The 15542-nt window shown below is 63.9% G+C and carries 11 protein-coding genes; 9 read left to right on the top strand and 2 right to left on the bottom strand.

What is annotated here, in order from left to right:
- The first annotated feature begins 296 nt into the window (after window positions 1-296).
- Complete coding sequence (locus QUV35_RS15280; RefSeq protein ID WP_300875902.1) at window positions 297-518, top strand: TIGR02450 family Trp-rich protein; 222 nt, start codon at window positions 297-299, stop codon at window positions 516-518.
- Between the two features lie 57 nt (window positions 519-575).
- Window positions 576-755 carry a hypothetical protein gene (locus QUV35_RS15275; protein ID WP_300875899.1) on the top strand — a complete coding sequence of 60 codons (180 nt, stop codon included), beginning with the start codon at window positions 576-578 and terminating at the stop codon, window positions 753-755.
- A gap of 94 nt (window positions 756-849) precedes the next feature.
- Here the strand turns inward: QUV35_RS15275 and QUV35_RS15270 are convergent, their stop codons facing one another.
- On the bottom strand, window positions 850-2472 hold the full coding sequence (locus QUV35_RS15270; protein WP_300875896.1) for a cytochrome P450: 1623 nt from the start codon (window positions 2470-2472) through the stop codon (window positions 850-852).
- Between the two features lie 495 nt (window positions 2473-2967).
- On the opposite strand from QUV35_RS15270, the gene QUV35_RS15265 reads away from it, so the two are divergent.
- The 4 genes from QUV35_RS15265 to tcuB all read left to right on the top strand — a co-directional run bounded on the left by QUV35_RS15265 (window position 2968) and on the right by tcuB (window position 9546).
- Window positions 2968-5541, top strand: a complete 2574-nt coding sequence (locus tag QUV35_RS15265; RefSeq protein WP_300875894.1) for a PAS domain S-box protein — start codon at window positions 2968-2970, stop codon at window positions 5539-5541.
- Between the two features lie 360 nt (window positions 5542-5901).
- Window positions 5902-6846: a LysR substrate-binding domain-containing protein gene (locus tag QUV35_RS15260; RefSeq protein ID WP_300875891.1), complete on the top strand. Its 945-nt coding sequence runs from the start codon at window positions 5902-5904 to the stop codon at window positions 6844-6846.
- A 110-nt stretch (window positions 6847-6956) separates the two neighbouring features.
- Window positions 6957-8387: an FAD-dependent tricarballylate dehydrogenase TcuA gene (tcuA, locus tag QUV35_RS15255; protein WP_300875888.1), complete on the top strand. Its 1431-nt coding sequence runs from the start codon at window positions 6957-6959 to the stop codon at window positions 8385-8387.
- Window positions 8374-9546: a tricarballylate utilization 4Fe-4S protein TcuB gene (tcuB, locus tag QUV35_RS15250; RefSeq protein ID WP_300875885.1), complete on the top strand. Its 1173-nt coding sequence runs from the start codon at window positions 8374-8376 to the stop codon at window positions 9544-9546. The genes tcuA and tcuB overlap by 14 nt, the downstream gene beginning before the upstream one ends.
- A gap of 123 nt (window positions 9547-9669) precedes the next feature.
- Here the strand turns inward: tcuB and QUV35_RS15245 are convergent, their stop codons facing one another.
- A complete protein-coding gene (locus tag QUV35_RS15245) occupies window positions 9670-10605 on the bottom strand; it encodes a LysR substrate-binding domain-containing protein (RefSeq protein WP_300875882.1) in 936 nt (311 codons plus the stop codon).
- A 151-nt stretch (window positions 10606-10756) separates the two neighbouring features.
- On the opposite strand from QUV35_RS15245, the gene QUV35_RS15240 reads away from it, so the two are divergent.
- From QUV35_RS15240 to QUV35_RS15230, 3 genes are all read left to right on the top strand, one after another.
- Window positions 10757-12031 carry an ABC transporter substrate-binding protein gene (locus QUV35_RS15240; protein ID WP_300875879.1) on the top strand — a complete coding sequence of 425 codons (1275 nt, stop codon included), beginning with the start codon at window positions 10757-10759 and terminating at the stop codon, window positions 12029-12031.
- A 65-nt stretch (window positions 12032-12096) separates the two neighbouring features.
- The gene (locus QUV35_RS15235; protein ID WP_300875876.1) at window positions 12097-12972 is read left to right on the top strand and encodes a branched-chain amino acid ABC transporter permease; all 876 of its coding nucleotides are present in this window, start codon (window positions 12097-12099) and stop codon (window positions 12970-12972) included.
- Between the two features lie 11 nt (window positions 12973-12983).
- Window positions 12984-15518: a branched-chain amino acid ABC transporter ATP-binding protein/permease gene (locus QUV35_RS15230; RefSeq protein WP_300875873.1), complete on the top strand. Its 2535-nt coding sequence runs from the start codon at window positions 12984-12986 to the stop codon at window positions 15516-15518.
- The last annotated feature ends 24 nt before the right edge of the window (window positions 15519-15542 follow it).

Here is a 15542-nt window from a genome sequence, read left to right as displayed (position 1 = left end):
AGCTACTCACACGCCACACGGGATGGCTAGACCACGGCGACCCGGCTGGAAGATATGTACGCCGAGCAGTGGAGCACTTACCCCTGTTTGATGGCATCTCATGGCCTTTGACGAATGGCACAAGATGGAAGTGTCAGGACGGTTTTAGGGCACTCGAAGACACGTTGAAATGAACGTTTTTTGAATACTTTGGAACTATAAAACTGGAGCAGCTACTACGCGCTGGCGGTGATCGAGTTGGGGGAGGCGGTGCGGGCCATGATGCCCAGCCGCTGAAGCTGGAACCAGGCAAAGCCATGAACCCCCTGAACCCCAAGAAACTGCTGTTGACCAAATGGACGGCGGTGGCTCCTGTGGCCAAACAAAAGCACTTCCTGGTCAGCAGCGTGATTCAACCGGACCTGCCCACCGACCCGATTGTGTTGGTGGAACTTGAAGCGGTGTTCTCCAAGGCCACTCAAATCATTCCGTGGCGTGAACTGCAGGACGAGGGCGTCTGGCGGCAAGGCTGGGTTTGATCGCCTCGATGGCACAGGGTTCGCATCGAGGAAGGCTGCGCGGGCGTTGTTGCCGGCGTGCTGATCGCCTACGCTGGCAGTCTCAATGTGGCCGGACTCCTGGGCTACGAGTTGACCCGCCTGGTGGGATTTGAGCGGCAGCACCGCGCCGTACCGGTCGACGCACGCACCACCATTGAGCGACCTGCCAGGACGCCTGGTGACTTCAGAAATACGGTGCCCGTGCATCTGAAATGAGCCAGCGCCCCGCGCCGCCTGGCAGCGAAAGCCGCCATCTGCCCTTGGCAAAGGCTGGCGCTTCAGACCCGATGTGAGCCTTGCATCCGTGAACTCAGTCGTCTCCAACTGCCGTTCTTGAGGCACCGGCCTGGCCAGCAGATGCGCGCTCGTGCAGCCGCATGTGCAAGCCCACGGGGCTCATGGTGAACTGCAGTTGCTCGCGCGCCGCAGAACCGTCGGGCGCATCGACGCCAGAAATGTCGAAGCGCTGCAGGAGCATGGCGATGCAGAGCTTCATTTCGAGCAGGGCCAGGTAACGGCCCGGGCAGACCCGCGGGCCCGCGCCAAACGGCATGGAGACGCGCTTGGCTGAACTGGCCGCCTGCGCAGGGCCACCGTCAGCCAACCAGCGCTCCGGGCAGAACGAATCTGCATTGGCAAAGTGGGCCTCGTCCAGGCTGGCGTGGCGCATCACCGCCCAGACAACCGTGCCGCGAGGCACCGCCACGTCGCCGACCACGGTGTCGCGCTCCAGTTGCAATCCCATGAAAGGCGCCACCGGCTTCAGACGCATGGTTTCATGCGCGCAGGCCTCAACGTAGTCGAGGCGGCCGAGTCCCTCATGGCTGATATCGCCTGAATCGCCGAACTCGCGCAGCACCTCGGCGCGGGCTCGCGCCAGCGTCTCGGGGTGACGGTGCAACAGGTAGATCATCCAGGCCAAGGTGTTGGCGGTGGTGTCTTCGCCAGCGAGCAGCATCGTCAGCACGTTGCCGGCGACATCGGTGTCGTCAAGGCCACTGTCTTGACCTTCCGAGGCGACCAGCATGGCTTCCAGCAAGTTGGCAGGCCGGGTGCGGCGCTCCGGCTCGGCGAGCAGCCGCGCGCGGCCCTCGGCAATGAAGCTGGCGATCGCCTGCTGCACCGCTGCGACGCTCTGTTCGAGCTGTCGGTCGGCCGGTCGCTTGACCCAGCGCCAGATGGGCAGAGGGGCCATCAGGCGGCTGAACATCGCGGGAAAGATCTTGTCCAGATGCTCCTGGATGACCTCGGCGTCGGACTCCAGGGTGTTGACCTCGGCGCCGAACGCCAGTCCGGCGATCGCGTCGACGGTGAAGCGCATCAGGTCGGGCTGCAGCGGGATCGCCTCTCTGCGCGCAGCGGCCTTGCTCCATCGCCCCTGAAGACGCATTGCCACGCGCTGCAGCGCCGGAAAGTACTCGCGCAGGTGGGCGGGATCGAAGCCCGCCATCACCATGCGACGCTGACGCCTCCAGGCTTCACCTTCAGCGACAAACAGGCCAATCGGGAACCCCATCTCGACCCAGATGCGCTCGAGCTTGGCACCGCGACGCACCCCATCGGGGCGATCCCGCATCAGCACCGACAACGCCTCATGGTCGGCCACCCCGACGAAACGCCGTCCGCCAATCTGAAAACGGAAGTAGGGACCGTACTCTTTTGCCCAGGCTTCAACGCTCAGGTGCATGGCACTGCGATCGACCTGATGGAGATTGCCGATGATCGGCAGCGCTCGAGGCCCGGGCAAGTCGGCCAAACGCCGCATGGCCACCGGGATGCCTTTTGTCGCAGTAGCGCGCTGGTCCATGGACGATGCCCCTTGGGTTGTGGGAAGCAAGCGCATTGTGGGTGCCCGGCTTTCCGCGTGCAAGTTTGGCGACCGAGTGGATGCCCGATCGCCATCGTTGAAGGCTGAAAACGCGATGGCAAGCATCGAATCTCGCGACCGCTTCGTTCGAAACGCCCGGGCCAGCCCATGCGCGTTTGATGGTTTGTGCCCTCCCGGTCGGGCAACCCTGATCGAGCCAAACGCCGTGATTTCAGGCATTTGATCGGCTCGACCACCCGGACTCCAGCCATGGAGCGAGTGGTGCAACACGCCGAAATTGGCTGTAAAAGTGGGTGAGCCAATCCACCCAGGGGCGGGCCTCAGGCGCACTTTCTGCTGATTTCGATCAAGGTGTCCTTGCAGTTGTCGATAATTCATCCAACAAGGGGGTTTGCGCACGAACATGCCAAGGACAAGGCCTGGCTTGCGGACTGAAGAAACGAAGAAACTTCATGAGGCCCAAAAAATCACCCACCCGCGCCCCTGACACCGACGCACACATGCTGGAGACGCTGAACACCATCGCGCTGCTGTGCTGCGCGGTGCCGACCGCACTCCCTCCCGCTGCAGCACGGATCACCGCCTGCAGACAGGCACCGGATGCCTGACCACATCACCCCGCGCCCGGGCGGGTTTCCGTTTGACGGCACGTCGGGCACGCTCGACCAGCACCGCGTCAAAGCCGTGCGCGTGCTGCTGCTGGCCGCGAGCATCGCCGCCTCGACGATCGCACTGGCACTCTATCTGCGCGACGGGATCACGCAACCGACTCTGCTGGTCGGCGCCACGAGTGTCCTGTTGTGGATGCTGGGCTTGCTGCTCCAGCGCGGACAGGTGACCATCGCAGCCCATGGCCTGGTGCTGTTGATTCTGACGATCGCCACCATCACCACCGTGATCACCGGAGGCGTTCGCAGTGCTGGCGTGTTGGTGCTGTTGTCAGCCATTGTGCTGGCAAGCACTTTCCTCTCGCGGGGAAAGATGATCGCGGTCGTGCTGTATTGCATCCTGGCACTCGCCGTGATCAACTGGCTCGAGCAGCACGCCATGCTGCCGGGCACGCTGCCACCCACGGGCTGGACCGTGTGGGTGATCCAGGCGGTGGTGATCGTGATCACACTGATCAGTGCTCTGGCAGGCCAGTACCGCCTGCAGGAAGCGTTCGATACGCAGCAGGAAGCGCTGAGGCTGGCCTACGAAGCAGAAGCCGCCCTGAAGGGGAGCCAGGAGCGCTTCAAGGCGCTGTTCCGAAACAACCCGGTGGCCTGCCTCGTGCAGTCGCTGGACAACCGCCTGACGGTGGATGTCAACGATGCCTATGTCCGGGCGAGTGGCTTTTCCCGCAAGGATCTGGTGGGCCAGCAGCCGCCAAACCTGTGGGCCGACCCTGCCGAAGAGCAAGCTTTTCGAAACACCCTGAAAACGCAGGGTCGGGTGAACGGTATGCATGCCCGCGGTTTGCGGCGCGATGGTTCCCAGTTCGATTCGCTGATCTATGCCGAGCTCATCCAGCAGGGCAACGAGAGGCTCATGATCGGCATGGTGGTCGACTTGAGCGCTGAGGAAAAGTCACGCAAGGCCCTGCAGCAGTCTGAAGCGCGTTTTTCCAAAGCCTTTCGGCACAGCCCGATCTGCATGACCCTGACGCGCCTGATCGACGGGCGTTACCTGGAAGTCAACGCCGCCTGTGCGCAGGTGTTTGGTGGCTGCCCCGAGGATTTCATCGGAAAGACATCGCTCGAAGCTGGCGTCTGGCCAAGCCAGCAGGTGCGCGAAAACTATGTCAACACCATGCGGCGCAACGGTCGGCTGATGGGCTACGAAACAGAGGTGCGCAACCTCAAGGGAGAACGGGTCGAGGTCAAGGTATGGGCCGAGATCATCGACATAGAAGGTGAGGCCTGTGCCCTCTCCTTCGTCCTCAATGTGGCCGAAGAGAAGCGGCGCCGCAGCATGCTGATGAATCTCGCAGAAGGGGTTTCACCCAAAATCGGACAGGCGTTCTTCCTGTCGGTGACCGAGCATATGGTGGCGGCCCTGGGGGCTGTCTGCGTTGTGATTGGTGAATCGGCAGAAGATGGTGGATTCAACACGCTGGGCCTGATGCACAACGGCGACCTGCAACCCAATCGCCACGTGCATCTGCACGAGCTCAGCGCTGCAGCCATGCTGGCCAGCGAGGACCTGTGTGTCATCGAGTTGCCCGCAGGGATACCCCTGTTGTCCGATATCCCCTTTGCTGACGAGCGTTCGCACACGGTCGCTGGAATCGCCTTGCGCGACCCGGACGGGACAGCCATCGGAATACTGGCCGTGGCCTGGGAGCACTCCGCCCGGATCGGTGCCGATATTCAGGCACTGACATCGATATTCGCCAGCCGCAGCAGTGCCGAACTGATACGGCTGCAGAGTGACTGGAAAATCCAGCGATTGCAGGACACTCTGGAACACCGCGTCCAGGCCCGTACCGCCCAGCTTCAGCACATCAACCGTGAGCTTGACAGCTTTGCCTACTCGGTTTCACATGACCTGAAGTCGCCATTGCGTTCGATCGACGGCTTCATGCATGTTCTCAGAGAGCAAATGGGCGACCGCATTCGTCCCGAGGACGACGCGATCATCAGCCGGGTGATGGCGTCCGCGAGCCGGATGGGTGGCCTGATCAAGGACTTGCTGGCGTTGGCGCGGGTCAGCCAGACCCAGCTGCAACGCACCTGGACGAATCTGAGCGACATGGCCGAAGAAGTTGTCCGACAGGAGCGACAACGAGACCCTGAGAACCCGGTCGAGGTGATCATCGAACCCGAACTGTTTGCTGACTGTGACCCCCTCCTCGCCCAGATCGCACTCGAAAACCTGCTGGGCAACGCCTGGAAATATTCGCGAAATACACCGCAGCCCCGTATCGAGTTCGGGCGTGTGCCCTCCAGCGGGACCAACGCGCCGATGTTCTTTGTCAGTGACAACGGCGCAGGATTCGACATGTCACGCTCGGACCGACTCTTCAAGCCTTTCACACGGCTGCACCAGCCCAGCGAGTTTCAGGGCTCCGGCATTGGCCTGGCCACGGTGCACCGCATCATCGAGCGGCATGGGGGTCAGATCGACGGCAAAGGCGAGGTCGGGCGAGGCGCGGTGTTCCAGTTCATGTTCGGAAGCGACATCCAGGATTGACGCCGCGACCTGCAGCGCCCCAAGAAGGTCTTCTGAGCGGCAGGAACACCCGCTGTCGAACGGGGGTGTTCTGCCGCTTTGGGGTTGCTGTGGAAGTCCGGCGAATCCTGCGGGCTGACAGATGTGCAGCGACAGCGGCACTTCGCGCCGACGCTGGCTTGCTGCTCCCTGCAGCAAGCGAGGCGGGCTTGCTCCGAGCAAGCGGGCATTCGATCCTTGGGAGTTCAACCCATGCCGCACGACGGCGTGTCGTTGAGTGTCTTGTGGGGATCCAGGGAATCCCTCGCATTCAAGGTTGAGTCAGCGCATGCGATGATTTCCGCCATCACGATGTGTGATGGCAACCACGGAGAACACCGCTTGGAACTTCGACAGCTCCGGTATTTTGTGCGGGTCGTGGAGTTGGGCTCCATGGGTCGCGCCGCGCTCGACCTTGACCTCGTGCAATCGGCACTGAGTCAGCAGATCAGTCGCCTGGAGGGCGAACTGTGCACGCGCCTGCTGCAGCGCACGCCTCGGGGCGTGGTCCCCACAGAAGCCGGCGCAGCCTTCTTCCGTGAGGCCCAACTCACCTTGCGCCACGCCGCCCAAGCCGTGCGTGCTGCCCAACAGGCCCGACTGGCTGGCACGGTGAGCGTGGGTCTGGCACCCACCACTGCGGCCATGCTGGGCCTGCCGCTCATGCAAGCCATGCAATCGCGCTACCCCGATGTGCGCCTGCACATGGTCGAGAGCCTCTCGGGGCATTTGTCCGCCATGCTCAATGCGCGTGAAATCGATCTGGCCGTTCTGTTCGATTCGCGTCCCCAGACCGATGCTGGCGCGACGGGCAGCCGGCTCTGGCAGGTCCAGCCGCTGGTGTCCGAAGACTTGTTCCTGATCTGTTCACGCCGGAACGACCAGCCACGCCATGCCGCCATGAGCCTGTCCGAACTGGGTGACGAGCCGCTGATCTTGCCGACAGGGCCGCACGGCCTGCGCAGCACGCTGGACACGGCTTTCGCACGCGCAGGAGTGGTTCCGCGTGTGGTCCTCGAGGTGGACTCGTTGCCCATGCTGATGGCAGCGGTCGACGCCGGTCTGGGCTCCACCCTGCAGCCGCGCGCCGCCGTGGGCCGATTCCCCGACGCGGAGCAGCGGTTCATGCTGGTTCACATAGACGACGCGCAGGCCAGCCGCGTCAACCTGCTGTGCAGCCTGTCGGAAGACGAACTCTCGCCCGCCGCGCTGGCCACGCGGGTGGTGATTCGCGATACCGTGAAGCTGCTGGTGGAGGTCGGCCACTGGCCTGGTACCCGTCTTTGACATCACGAATCGTGATGCCCCCATGTCAAAACCGGGGTTCACCGGGCGCGGGTGAATCCCTAAAGTTCATGTGATGGCCGGGCGTTTCCGGTGCGTGCCGAGGAGCAACTGTGGAACCCGATGTGCTGGTGATTGGGGGCGGCAATGCCGCCCTGTGCGCGGCCCTGATGGCGCGCGAAGCCGGCGCCAGCGTGCTGCTGCTGGAAGCCGCGCCGCGCGCCTGGCGTGGCGGCAACTCCGGCCACACACGCAACCTGCGCTGCATGCACAACGCGCCGCAAGACGTGCTCATCGACGCTTACCCCGAAGAAGAGTACTGGCAAGACCTGCTCAAGGTCACTGGCGGGCAGACCAACGAACACCTGGCACGCCTGACCATCCGCGCCTCGGCCACCTGCCGCGACTGGATGCGCCGCCACGGCGTGCATTTCCAGCCGCCGCTTTCAGGTGCGCTGCATGTGGCACGCACCAATGCATTCTTCATGGGTGGAGGCAAGGCACTCGTCAACGCCTACTACCGAAGCGCCGCAAAACTGGGCGTGCAGATCCGCTACGAAACGCCAGTGGAGCGCATCGAGATCGAACACGGCCAGTTCGTGGCGGCGCACACCCGGGCCGGTGAGCGCATCACCGCGCGCACCTGCGTGCTGGCCGCCGGCGGGTTTGAGTCCGACCGCGCCTGGCTGCGCGAAGCCTGGGGCCAGAACGAGCGTGGCGAGTGGCCGGCCGACAACTTCCTGATTCGTGGAACCGCCTACAACCAGGGCGTGTTGCTGCGGCACCTGCTGGATGATCACGGAGCCGACCGCATCGGCGATCCGACGCAGGCCCACATGGTCGCCATTGACGCGCGCGCGCCCCTGTACGACGGTGGCATCTGCACCCGCATCGACTGCGTCTCGCTCGGCGTGGTGGTGAACCAGGAAGCCAGGCGTTTCTATGACGAAGGCGAAGACTTCTGGCCCAAGCGTTACGCCATCTGGGGTCGTCTGGTGGCGCAGCAGCCGCAGCAGATCGGGTACTCCATCATCGACACCAAAGCCATTGGCCGCTTCATGCCGCCGGTGTTTCCCGGGGTGAGGGCCGACACCTTGCCCGAGCTCGCGCGCCAGCTTGGCCTGGACGAATCCACCTTCATGCACACCCTGAACGAATACAACGCCGCGTGCCGTGTCGGCAGCTTCGACCACACGGCGCTCGACGATTGCCACACAGAAGGCCTGGTTCCGGCCAAGACCCACTGGGCGCTTCCCATCGACACCGCGCCCTTCTACGGATACGCGCTGCGCCCTGGCGTGACCTTCACCTACCTTGGCCTTCGAACCGACGAAACCGCCGCCGTGCGCTTCAACGAACAACCCAGCGCGAACCTCTTCGTGGCCGGCGAGATGATGGCCGGAAACGTGCTGGGCAAGGGCTACACCGCGGGTGTGGGCATGTCCATCGGTACCGCTTTCGGGCGCATCGCCGGAACCCAGGCGGCACAGGCCGCCCGTGCAGCGCGCACCGCACTCGAAGGAGCGCAACATGCACGCGCTTGAAGCCCTTGCCCGCGACGCCCGTGCCCTCGCCCAGGGTGAAGTCGTCCTCTCCGCAGCCGAAACCGAAGTGGCGCGCCAGATGCAGATCTGCAACGCCTGCCGCTACTGCGAAGGATTCTGCGCAGTCTTCCCGGCCATGACGCGCCGGCTCGAATTCGGCAAAGCCGACATCCACTTTCTGGCCAACCTCTGCCACAACTGCGGCGCCTGCCTGCACGCCTGCCAGTACGCGCCACCGCACGAGTTTGCGGTCAACGTGCCGCAATCCATGGCGCAGGTGCGTGGACAAACGTATGCCGACTACGCCTGGCCCAGTGCCTTGGGCAAGCTCTACCAGCGCAACGGCCTCACGCTGTCGGTGGCGCTCGCCGCTGGCCTCGCGCTCTTCTTGCTGCTCGCTGTGGCCATGAAGGGCAGCCTGTGGCCATCCAACCTCGACGGCAACTTCTACAACCTGTTTCCGCACAACCTGCTGGTGAGCATGTTCGCGCCGGTGTTCCTGTTTGTGGTGTTCGCGCTCGGCATGGGGGTGACGCGCTTTTGGCGCGACGTGACCCCCGCCACCAGCGGCGCACCGCTGAACCTGAGCGCCACCACCGAAGCCACCTACGATGCACTGCGCCTGAAATACCTCGACGGCGGCCACGGCGACGGTTGCCACAACGAAGACGACGCCTACACGCTCTCACGCCGCCGCTTCCACCATTTCACCTTCTACGGCTTCATGTTGTGCTTTGCCGCCACCAGCGTTGCCACGGTCTACCACTACGTGTTCGGGTGGGTGGCGCCCTACGAGTTGCCGAGCCTGCCCAAGCTGCTGGGCGTTGTGGGAGGGGTGGGCCTGATGGTTGGCACCAGTGGCCTGTGGTGGCTCAACCGCCACCGCCATCCCATGCACGGCGACGCTGCACAAAAGCCGATGGACCTCGGCTTCATTGCGCTGCTGTTTCTCACCAGCGTGACCGGCCTGGCACTGTGGCTGGCTCGCGGCACGCCAGCCCTGGCGGTGCTGCTGTGTGTGCACCTCGGCACGGTCATGGCCCTGTTCGCCACGCTGCCCTACGGCAAGTTCGCCCACGGTGTGTTTCGCACGGCATCACTGCTGAGGCACGCGGTGGAGAAACGGTTGCCGAATCCGGTGGGGGTTGGGGCGGACTGAGAAATGGCGTGCCGGCGTTTGAAGGGTGTTCGGACCTGTTTCCTTCCCCGTCGATTGGCGTTCGATCACTCCGGCAACCAGCGACAAGCGCGTTTGAGTCGGTGAGGCGACCTCGTCGTTTCTTCAGATCAGGTTCACCCCCCGCCACTCCCCACTCACCACCAGGTCCTTCACCGTCTCCCGCAGCTCCGCCCGCACCGCCGCCGCTGCGGGTGTGAGCCGGTCGGCCACCACCGAAAACAAATAGTTGGGCCGCTTCATGTCCGCGTCGGAAAACGCCAGCGTGCGCCATTTCTCGCGCATCTTGCCTTCGAGCAGGGCCGCAGCCATGGGCTTGATGGTGGCGCCCATGCCGTCGCGAACGCAGGTCATGAGCAGCGAGAGGGAATCGATTTCGGCCACCACACGGGTGGTGAGGTTGCGCTGTTCGAATTCGGCCGAGATGCGGCGGCGCAAGCCGTGGATGCCGGTGGGCAGGATGAGCGGGAGTTCCGCAGTTTCGGCGCAACTGAGCTTGATGCGCCGGGGGGCCACCAGCGTGCTGTCGTCCGGCATCATGACGAAGAGCTCTTCTTCCACCAACGGTTCGGCCGGCAGGTCGGGCACGGCGTCGCGGCTGAAGAGGATGGCCAGATCAAGCTGGCCCAGCCGCATCATTTGCGCGAGGTGCCCGCTCATGCCCTCGACCACGTTGAGCACGATGCCGGGGTACTTCTCGCGGATGCGGCGCATGAAGGGCACGCCCACCGCACAAACCGTGGTGGCCGCCAGGCCCACCGAGACCATGCCGTGCACCGTGCCCGGCTCCTGCCGCGCGATGGACAAAGCCTGATCGAGCTGGCGCAGCATGAAGCGCGCATGGTGGTGCAACGCGGCGCCGTTTTCGGTGGGCGTCACGCCCTTGGCGGTGCGGATCAGAAGCGGCTTGCCTACCTCCGCTTCGAGCTTGGCCACGTGCTGGCTGAGCGCTGGCTGTGCGATGTAGAGCTGGCGGGAGGCCTTGGCCAGGCTGCCGCTCTCCACGATCTGCACGAAGTATTTGAGCTGCCGCAGGTCCATGCCGTGTCTCCTGTTGTGGTGGTGCGAGCATAGTGGAACAGCCCATAAGTAAAAGCGATAGCCCATCTCGGAAAACAGTATTTTCCATCTGGGAGGCTCCTTCCTATGATGGCCTTCGCGTACCGGAAGAACCCACTACAGGAGACAAGACATGCAGACCAAAAACCTTTCCAGGGCGTCCGACACAACGCCTTCGTCCCATCGTCGAACGATGCTCAAGACCGGCGCGTTGGTGGCTGGCAGCGCGGCGCTGGGTCTGCCCACGCTCGTGCACGCACAGGCCGAAAAAATCAAGATCGGCCATCTCACGCCGCTCACCGGTTTTCTCGGGGCCCTGGGCGACTACGCGGTGCAGGGCATCAAGATGGCGGTGGAGGAAGTCAACGCCGCCGGTGGCGTGCTCGGCCGCCAGATCGACCTGATCAGCGAAGACTCGGTCAATCCGCAGACCGCCTCGAGCAAGGCGCAGCGCATGATCGAGCGCGACAAGGTGGCTTTCCTCATGGGTGAGATCAACTCGGCCTCGGCGCTCACCATCTCGCAGGTGGCAGCGCGCAACAAGACGATGTTCATGAGCATCGGCGCCCGGTCTGACGCATTGCGCGGCAAGGACTGCAACCGCTACACCTTCCACGTCGACATTCCCGTCACGGTGATGGTCAATGCAGCTGGCGAAGCGCTGCTGCGCGAGGGATTGGTCAAGGGAAAGAGGGTTTACGCGCTCACCTCCGACTACCTGTTCGGCCACGACCTCTCGCGCCAGGCCAAGCGCTTCTTCTCCGCCAACGGCGCCACGGTGATCGGTGACGAACTGGTGCCGACCGACCTGACGGACTTCAGCTCGCAGATGATCAAGATCCGCCAGGCGCGGCCCGACCTGATCGCCACCAACCTGGGCGGCAACCAGGTCACCAACTTCGTCAAACAGTACGCTGAGTTCGGTCTGCAGATTCCGGTGGCGGGCTTCAACCTCAACACTGCCGACGCCTGGGCCGCAGGCGAAGGCAACCTGGGCGGCATCTGGCCCACGGTCTGGCACCACGAGCTCAAGACACCGGGCTCGCAGGCCTTCGTCGAAAGGTTCACCAAGAAGTACGGACGCATTCCCGAGAACCACGCATGGATCGAATACGTGTCGATGATGATGCTGGTGCAGGCGATCAAGGAGACCCAGTCAACCGACACCGACAAGGTCATCGCCTACTTCGAGAGCGAGGCGCAGTTTGACGTGCTCAAGGCACGCAAGGCCTACTTCCGCAGCTGGGACCACCAGCTCATGCAGGAGGCTTATCCGTTCACGGTCAAGCCCAAGGGTCAGGCCAGGAACAAGCAGGACTTCTTGCTGTTCGGCGAGGCGGTGCCTGGCGCCAACGAGTCGCTGGAAAAACTGGCGCCGCCAAGGGCGGAGAGCGCTTGCAAGATGTGAGCACGCCGTAAGCGGCCCTGGCCGGCACCCTTGCGTGCCGGCCCCTTTCCCTTCTCCGGACTCCCATGCAAATCGTCTTTTTGCTCGAGCAGGTCGTCAACGGCCTGGTGCTCGGCGGCTATTACCTGCTGCTCGCCCTGGGCCTTTCGCTGATCTTCAGCGTGGGCGGCATCGTCAACCTCGCGCACGGGGCTTTCTATGCGCTGGGCGCCTACCTGTCGTTGGAGGTGATCAAGGTCACCGGCTTCGGCCCCAGCATTCTCATCACTCCCTTGCTGGTGGGCCTGATCGGCATCCTGTTCGAACGTTTCCTGCTGCGCCGCTTCTACTCGGCCGATCCCATCCTCAGCCTGTTGGTGACGTTTGGCCTGGCCCTGGTGGCCGAGCAGGCCCTGCGCATGATCTGGGGATCGGCCCCGCTTGCATCGAACATGCCCGACGGGTTCAAGGGCAACGTGATGCTGGGCGAGTTCATGCTGTCCAAATACCGCCTCTTCATCCTGGCCGTGGTGATCGTGGTCATGACCGGCATCTGGCTGCTGATGCACAAGACAGCCTTTGGCCGTGTGGTGCGCGCCGGTGTGCAGAAGCCGGACATGGTGGCCGTGCTGGGCATCAAGCTGCAGCCCTACATGACGGCGATCGTGGTGCTGGGCGTGGGCACGGCCGCATTGGGCGGCGTGCTGTTCGGCCCGATCGCCATCGTGCACCCGGCCATGGGCATGGAGATCATGACGGTGGCCTTTGTGGTGGTGGTCATTGGCGGCCTGGGCAGCTTCTGGGGCGTGGTGGCGGCGGCCTTGCTGGTCGGCGTTGTGCGCGGCATCACGACCCACTTCATGCCTGCGGCCAGCGAAGCATCGATGTACGTGTTGATGTTCCTGGTGTTGATGTTCCGCCCGCGCGGCCTGTTGGGTGAGCGCATCGAGCGCTTCGAGTGAGTACCAGAACAATGAATGCCTATCTGACAAGCAAACACCGACCTCTGTGGATCGGCGCGGCCGCTCTGGTGGCACTGCCCATCGCGTTCCAGGCCATCGGTCTCACACTGGACTCGGCCACCGTGGTTGTGATCCTGGCCCTGGCGGCCATGGGGCTGAATCTGCTGGTGGGCTTCACCGGCCTGGTCTCTTTCGGCCACGCTGCCTGGTTCGGCATCGGCGGCTACGCCGCCGGGCTGGCGCAACTGCACTGGTTCAAGGACCAGATGCTGCTGCCCATGCTGTTCTCGGTGCTGTTCACCGCCGCGCTGTCGCTGATCGTGGGCTTTCTGATCCTGCGCCGCCGAGGTGTGTATTTTTCACTGCTCACGCTGGCGCTCTGTGCACTGACCTTTGCCGTGTCGTTCCGCTGGACCAGCGTGACCGGCGGCGAAGGCGGGCTGGGTGGCATCGAGCGCGCCACCTTCGGCCCCATTGACCTCAACGACCACCTGAGCTTCTACGTGTTCACGGCGCTGATCGGCTTGGCGGTCCTGTGCGTGTTGCACCGCGTGATCCGTTCGCCCTTCGGCCACGTGCTGGTGGCGATCCGTGAGAACCAGCAGCGCGCCACCTTTCAGGGCTACAACGTCGAGCGCTACAAGCTGGTGGCCTTCGTGCTGTCTGCCACCGTCACGGCACTGGCGGGCTCGCTCATGGTGTTCCTGCACCGCCTCGCCGCAGCGGAATCCACCGCGGTGCACTTCTCCGGGGAGCTGCTTGCCATGGTGGTCATCGGCGGCATGCACAGCTTCCTGGGCCCGGCCTTGGGCGCGTTGTTCTTCCTGTTGTTTCGCGAACTGTTCTCGATGTGGACCGACAACTGGCTGCTGTACTTCGGCCTGATCTTCGTCGGCTTCATCATTTTTTCGCCGTCGGGTCTCACCGGTATCTGGGGCCAGATCCAGCGGCGCCTGCGCCCGCCGCCCGAAGACGGCGCGGCGATGAACAAACGCCAGATTTTTGAAGGTCTCCCGCTGCCCGAGTTCTTGCGGCCCACACGGCACGAAGGCACGGTGCTGGAGGCCAGCGACGTCGGCATGCGATTCGGTGGCATCCAGGCTGTGAAGGGCGCCAACATCGCGGTCGAGGCCGGGCAGATCCATGCCTTGATTGGTCCCAACGGCGCCGGCAAGACGACCACCTTCAACCTGATCTCGGGCATGTTCCCGCCCAGCACCGGCACCGTGCGCCTGCACGGCAAGGAGATCCACCACCTGGCGCCCGACGGCATCTGCCAGCAGGGTCTGGCGAGATCGTTCCAGATCACCAACCTGTTCAAGGGCTTGACGATCCAGGAGAACCTGCGGCTCTCGCTGCAAGCCCGGCACCCGGCTCGCTTCAACGTCTGGCGCGACATCGACAGCTACCCCGAGATCCACGCCGAGACCGCCGAACTGATGAAGTTCCTCGGCCTGCAGGGCATGGAAGCGGTGGAAGGCGGCGACCTGTCCTACGGTGGTCAGCGCCTGGTCGACCTGGGCATCGCGATCGGCTCCAAGCCGCAGGTGCTGTTGATGGACGAACCACTGGCCGGCCTGGCCGCGGCCGAACGCGAACGTGTGGCGCGGCTGGTGAAAACCATCGCCAGCAACATCCCGGTGCTGATCGTGGAGCACGACATCGACCGCGTGCTGGAGCTGTCGCACCGCGTCACGGTGATGAACCAGGGCGAGGTTTTGATGAGCGGCACGCCCGACGAGGTGCGAGACGACCGGCGCGTGCAGGAGATCTACACCGGCACCGGTACGCCGCCTGTGACCGGGCGCACCGGTGTGGCCACGGGCGAGCGACCGCTGGTGCTCGACTTCAACAAGGTCAACGCCTTTTACGGCAAGAGCCACATCCTCAACGACGCCAGCCTGCAGGTGCGCGAGGGCGAAATCGTGGCGCTGCTGGGTCGCAACGGCGCGGGCAAATCGACTTTGCTCAAAAGCCTGGTGGGTCTGGTGCCGCCGGCCAGCGGCAGCGTGACGTTCAACGGCGTGGACATCGCGGGCATGAGCGCGCCAGACATCGCGCGGCTGGGCATTGGCTACGTGCCACAAGGCCGAGGCCTGTTCGCAGGCATGACCGTGGCTGAGAACCTGTCGCTGGGCCGCCTGGCACGGCGCACCGATGGCAGCACCGGTGTGGTCTGGGACGAGCAGAAAATCTTTGAATACTTCCCGCGCATCAAGGAACGCATGCACATCGCGGCCGACTACCTCTCGGGTGGTGAGCAGCAGATGGTGGCGGTGGCGCGGGCGCTGTCGGGCAACGTGAAACTGTTGCTGCTCGACGAGCCCTTCGAGGGCCTGGCCCCCACCGTGGTGCAGGAGCTGTTCACCGTGTTCGACCGCTTGCGCCAGCATGTGTCCATCGTCATCGTCGAGCACAACCTCGACCTCGTGCTCGCTCTGGCCGACCGTGCCTACGCCCTGGAGCGCGGCGCTGTGTTCCACGAGGGGCCGGCAGAGCCCCTGCTCACCCAGCTCGAATACCGCAAGCAGATCCTCTGGCTCTGACACATTGACAAGGAAGGAAACAAG

The organism is Hydrogenophaga sp., assembly GCF_030373225.1.
Lineage (GTDB): Bacteria > Pseudomonadota > Gammaproteobacteria > Burkholderiales > Burkholderiaceae_C > Hydrogenophaga.
Note: the sequence above shows the minus strand (reverse complement) of the source record. Positions and strands in the feature narration are given on the sequence as shown.

Bases quoted from the DNA above. Each gene is read 5' to 3' on its own strand.
- QUV35_RS15280 (WP_300875902.1), top strand. From the start codon at position 297: ATGAACCCCCTGAACCCCAAGAAACTGCTGTTGACCAAATGGACGGCG.
- QUV35_RS15270 (WP_300875896.1), bottom strand. From the start codon at position 2,472: ATGCTTGCCATCGCGTTTTCAGCCTTCAACGATGGCGATCGGGCATCC.
- QUV35_RS15265 (WP_300875894.1), top strand. From the start codon at position 2,968: ATGCCTGACCACATCACCCCGCGCCCGGGCGGGTTTCCGTTTGACGGC.
- tcuB (WP_300875885.1), top strand. From the start codon at position 8,374: ATGCACGCGCTTGAAGCCCTTGCCCGCGACGCCCGTGCCCTCGCCCAG.
- QUV35_RS15245 (WP_300875882.1), bottom strand. From the start codon at position 10,605: ATGGACCTGCGGCAGCTCAAATACTTCGTGCAGATCGTGGAGAGCGGC.
- QUV35_RS15240 (WP_300875879.1), top strand. From the start codon at position 10,757: ATGCAGACCAAAAACCTTTCCAGGGCGTCCGACACAACGCCTTCGTCC.
- QUV35_RS15235 (WP_300875876.1), top strand. From the start codon at position 12,097: ATGCAAATCGTCTTTTTGCTCGAGCAGGTCGTCAACGGCCTGGTGCTC.
- QUV35_RS15230 (WP_300875873.1), top strand. From the start codon at position 12,984: ATGAATGCCTATCTGACAAGCAAACACCGACCTCTGTGGATCGGCGCG.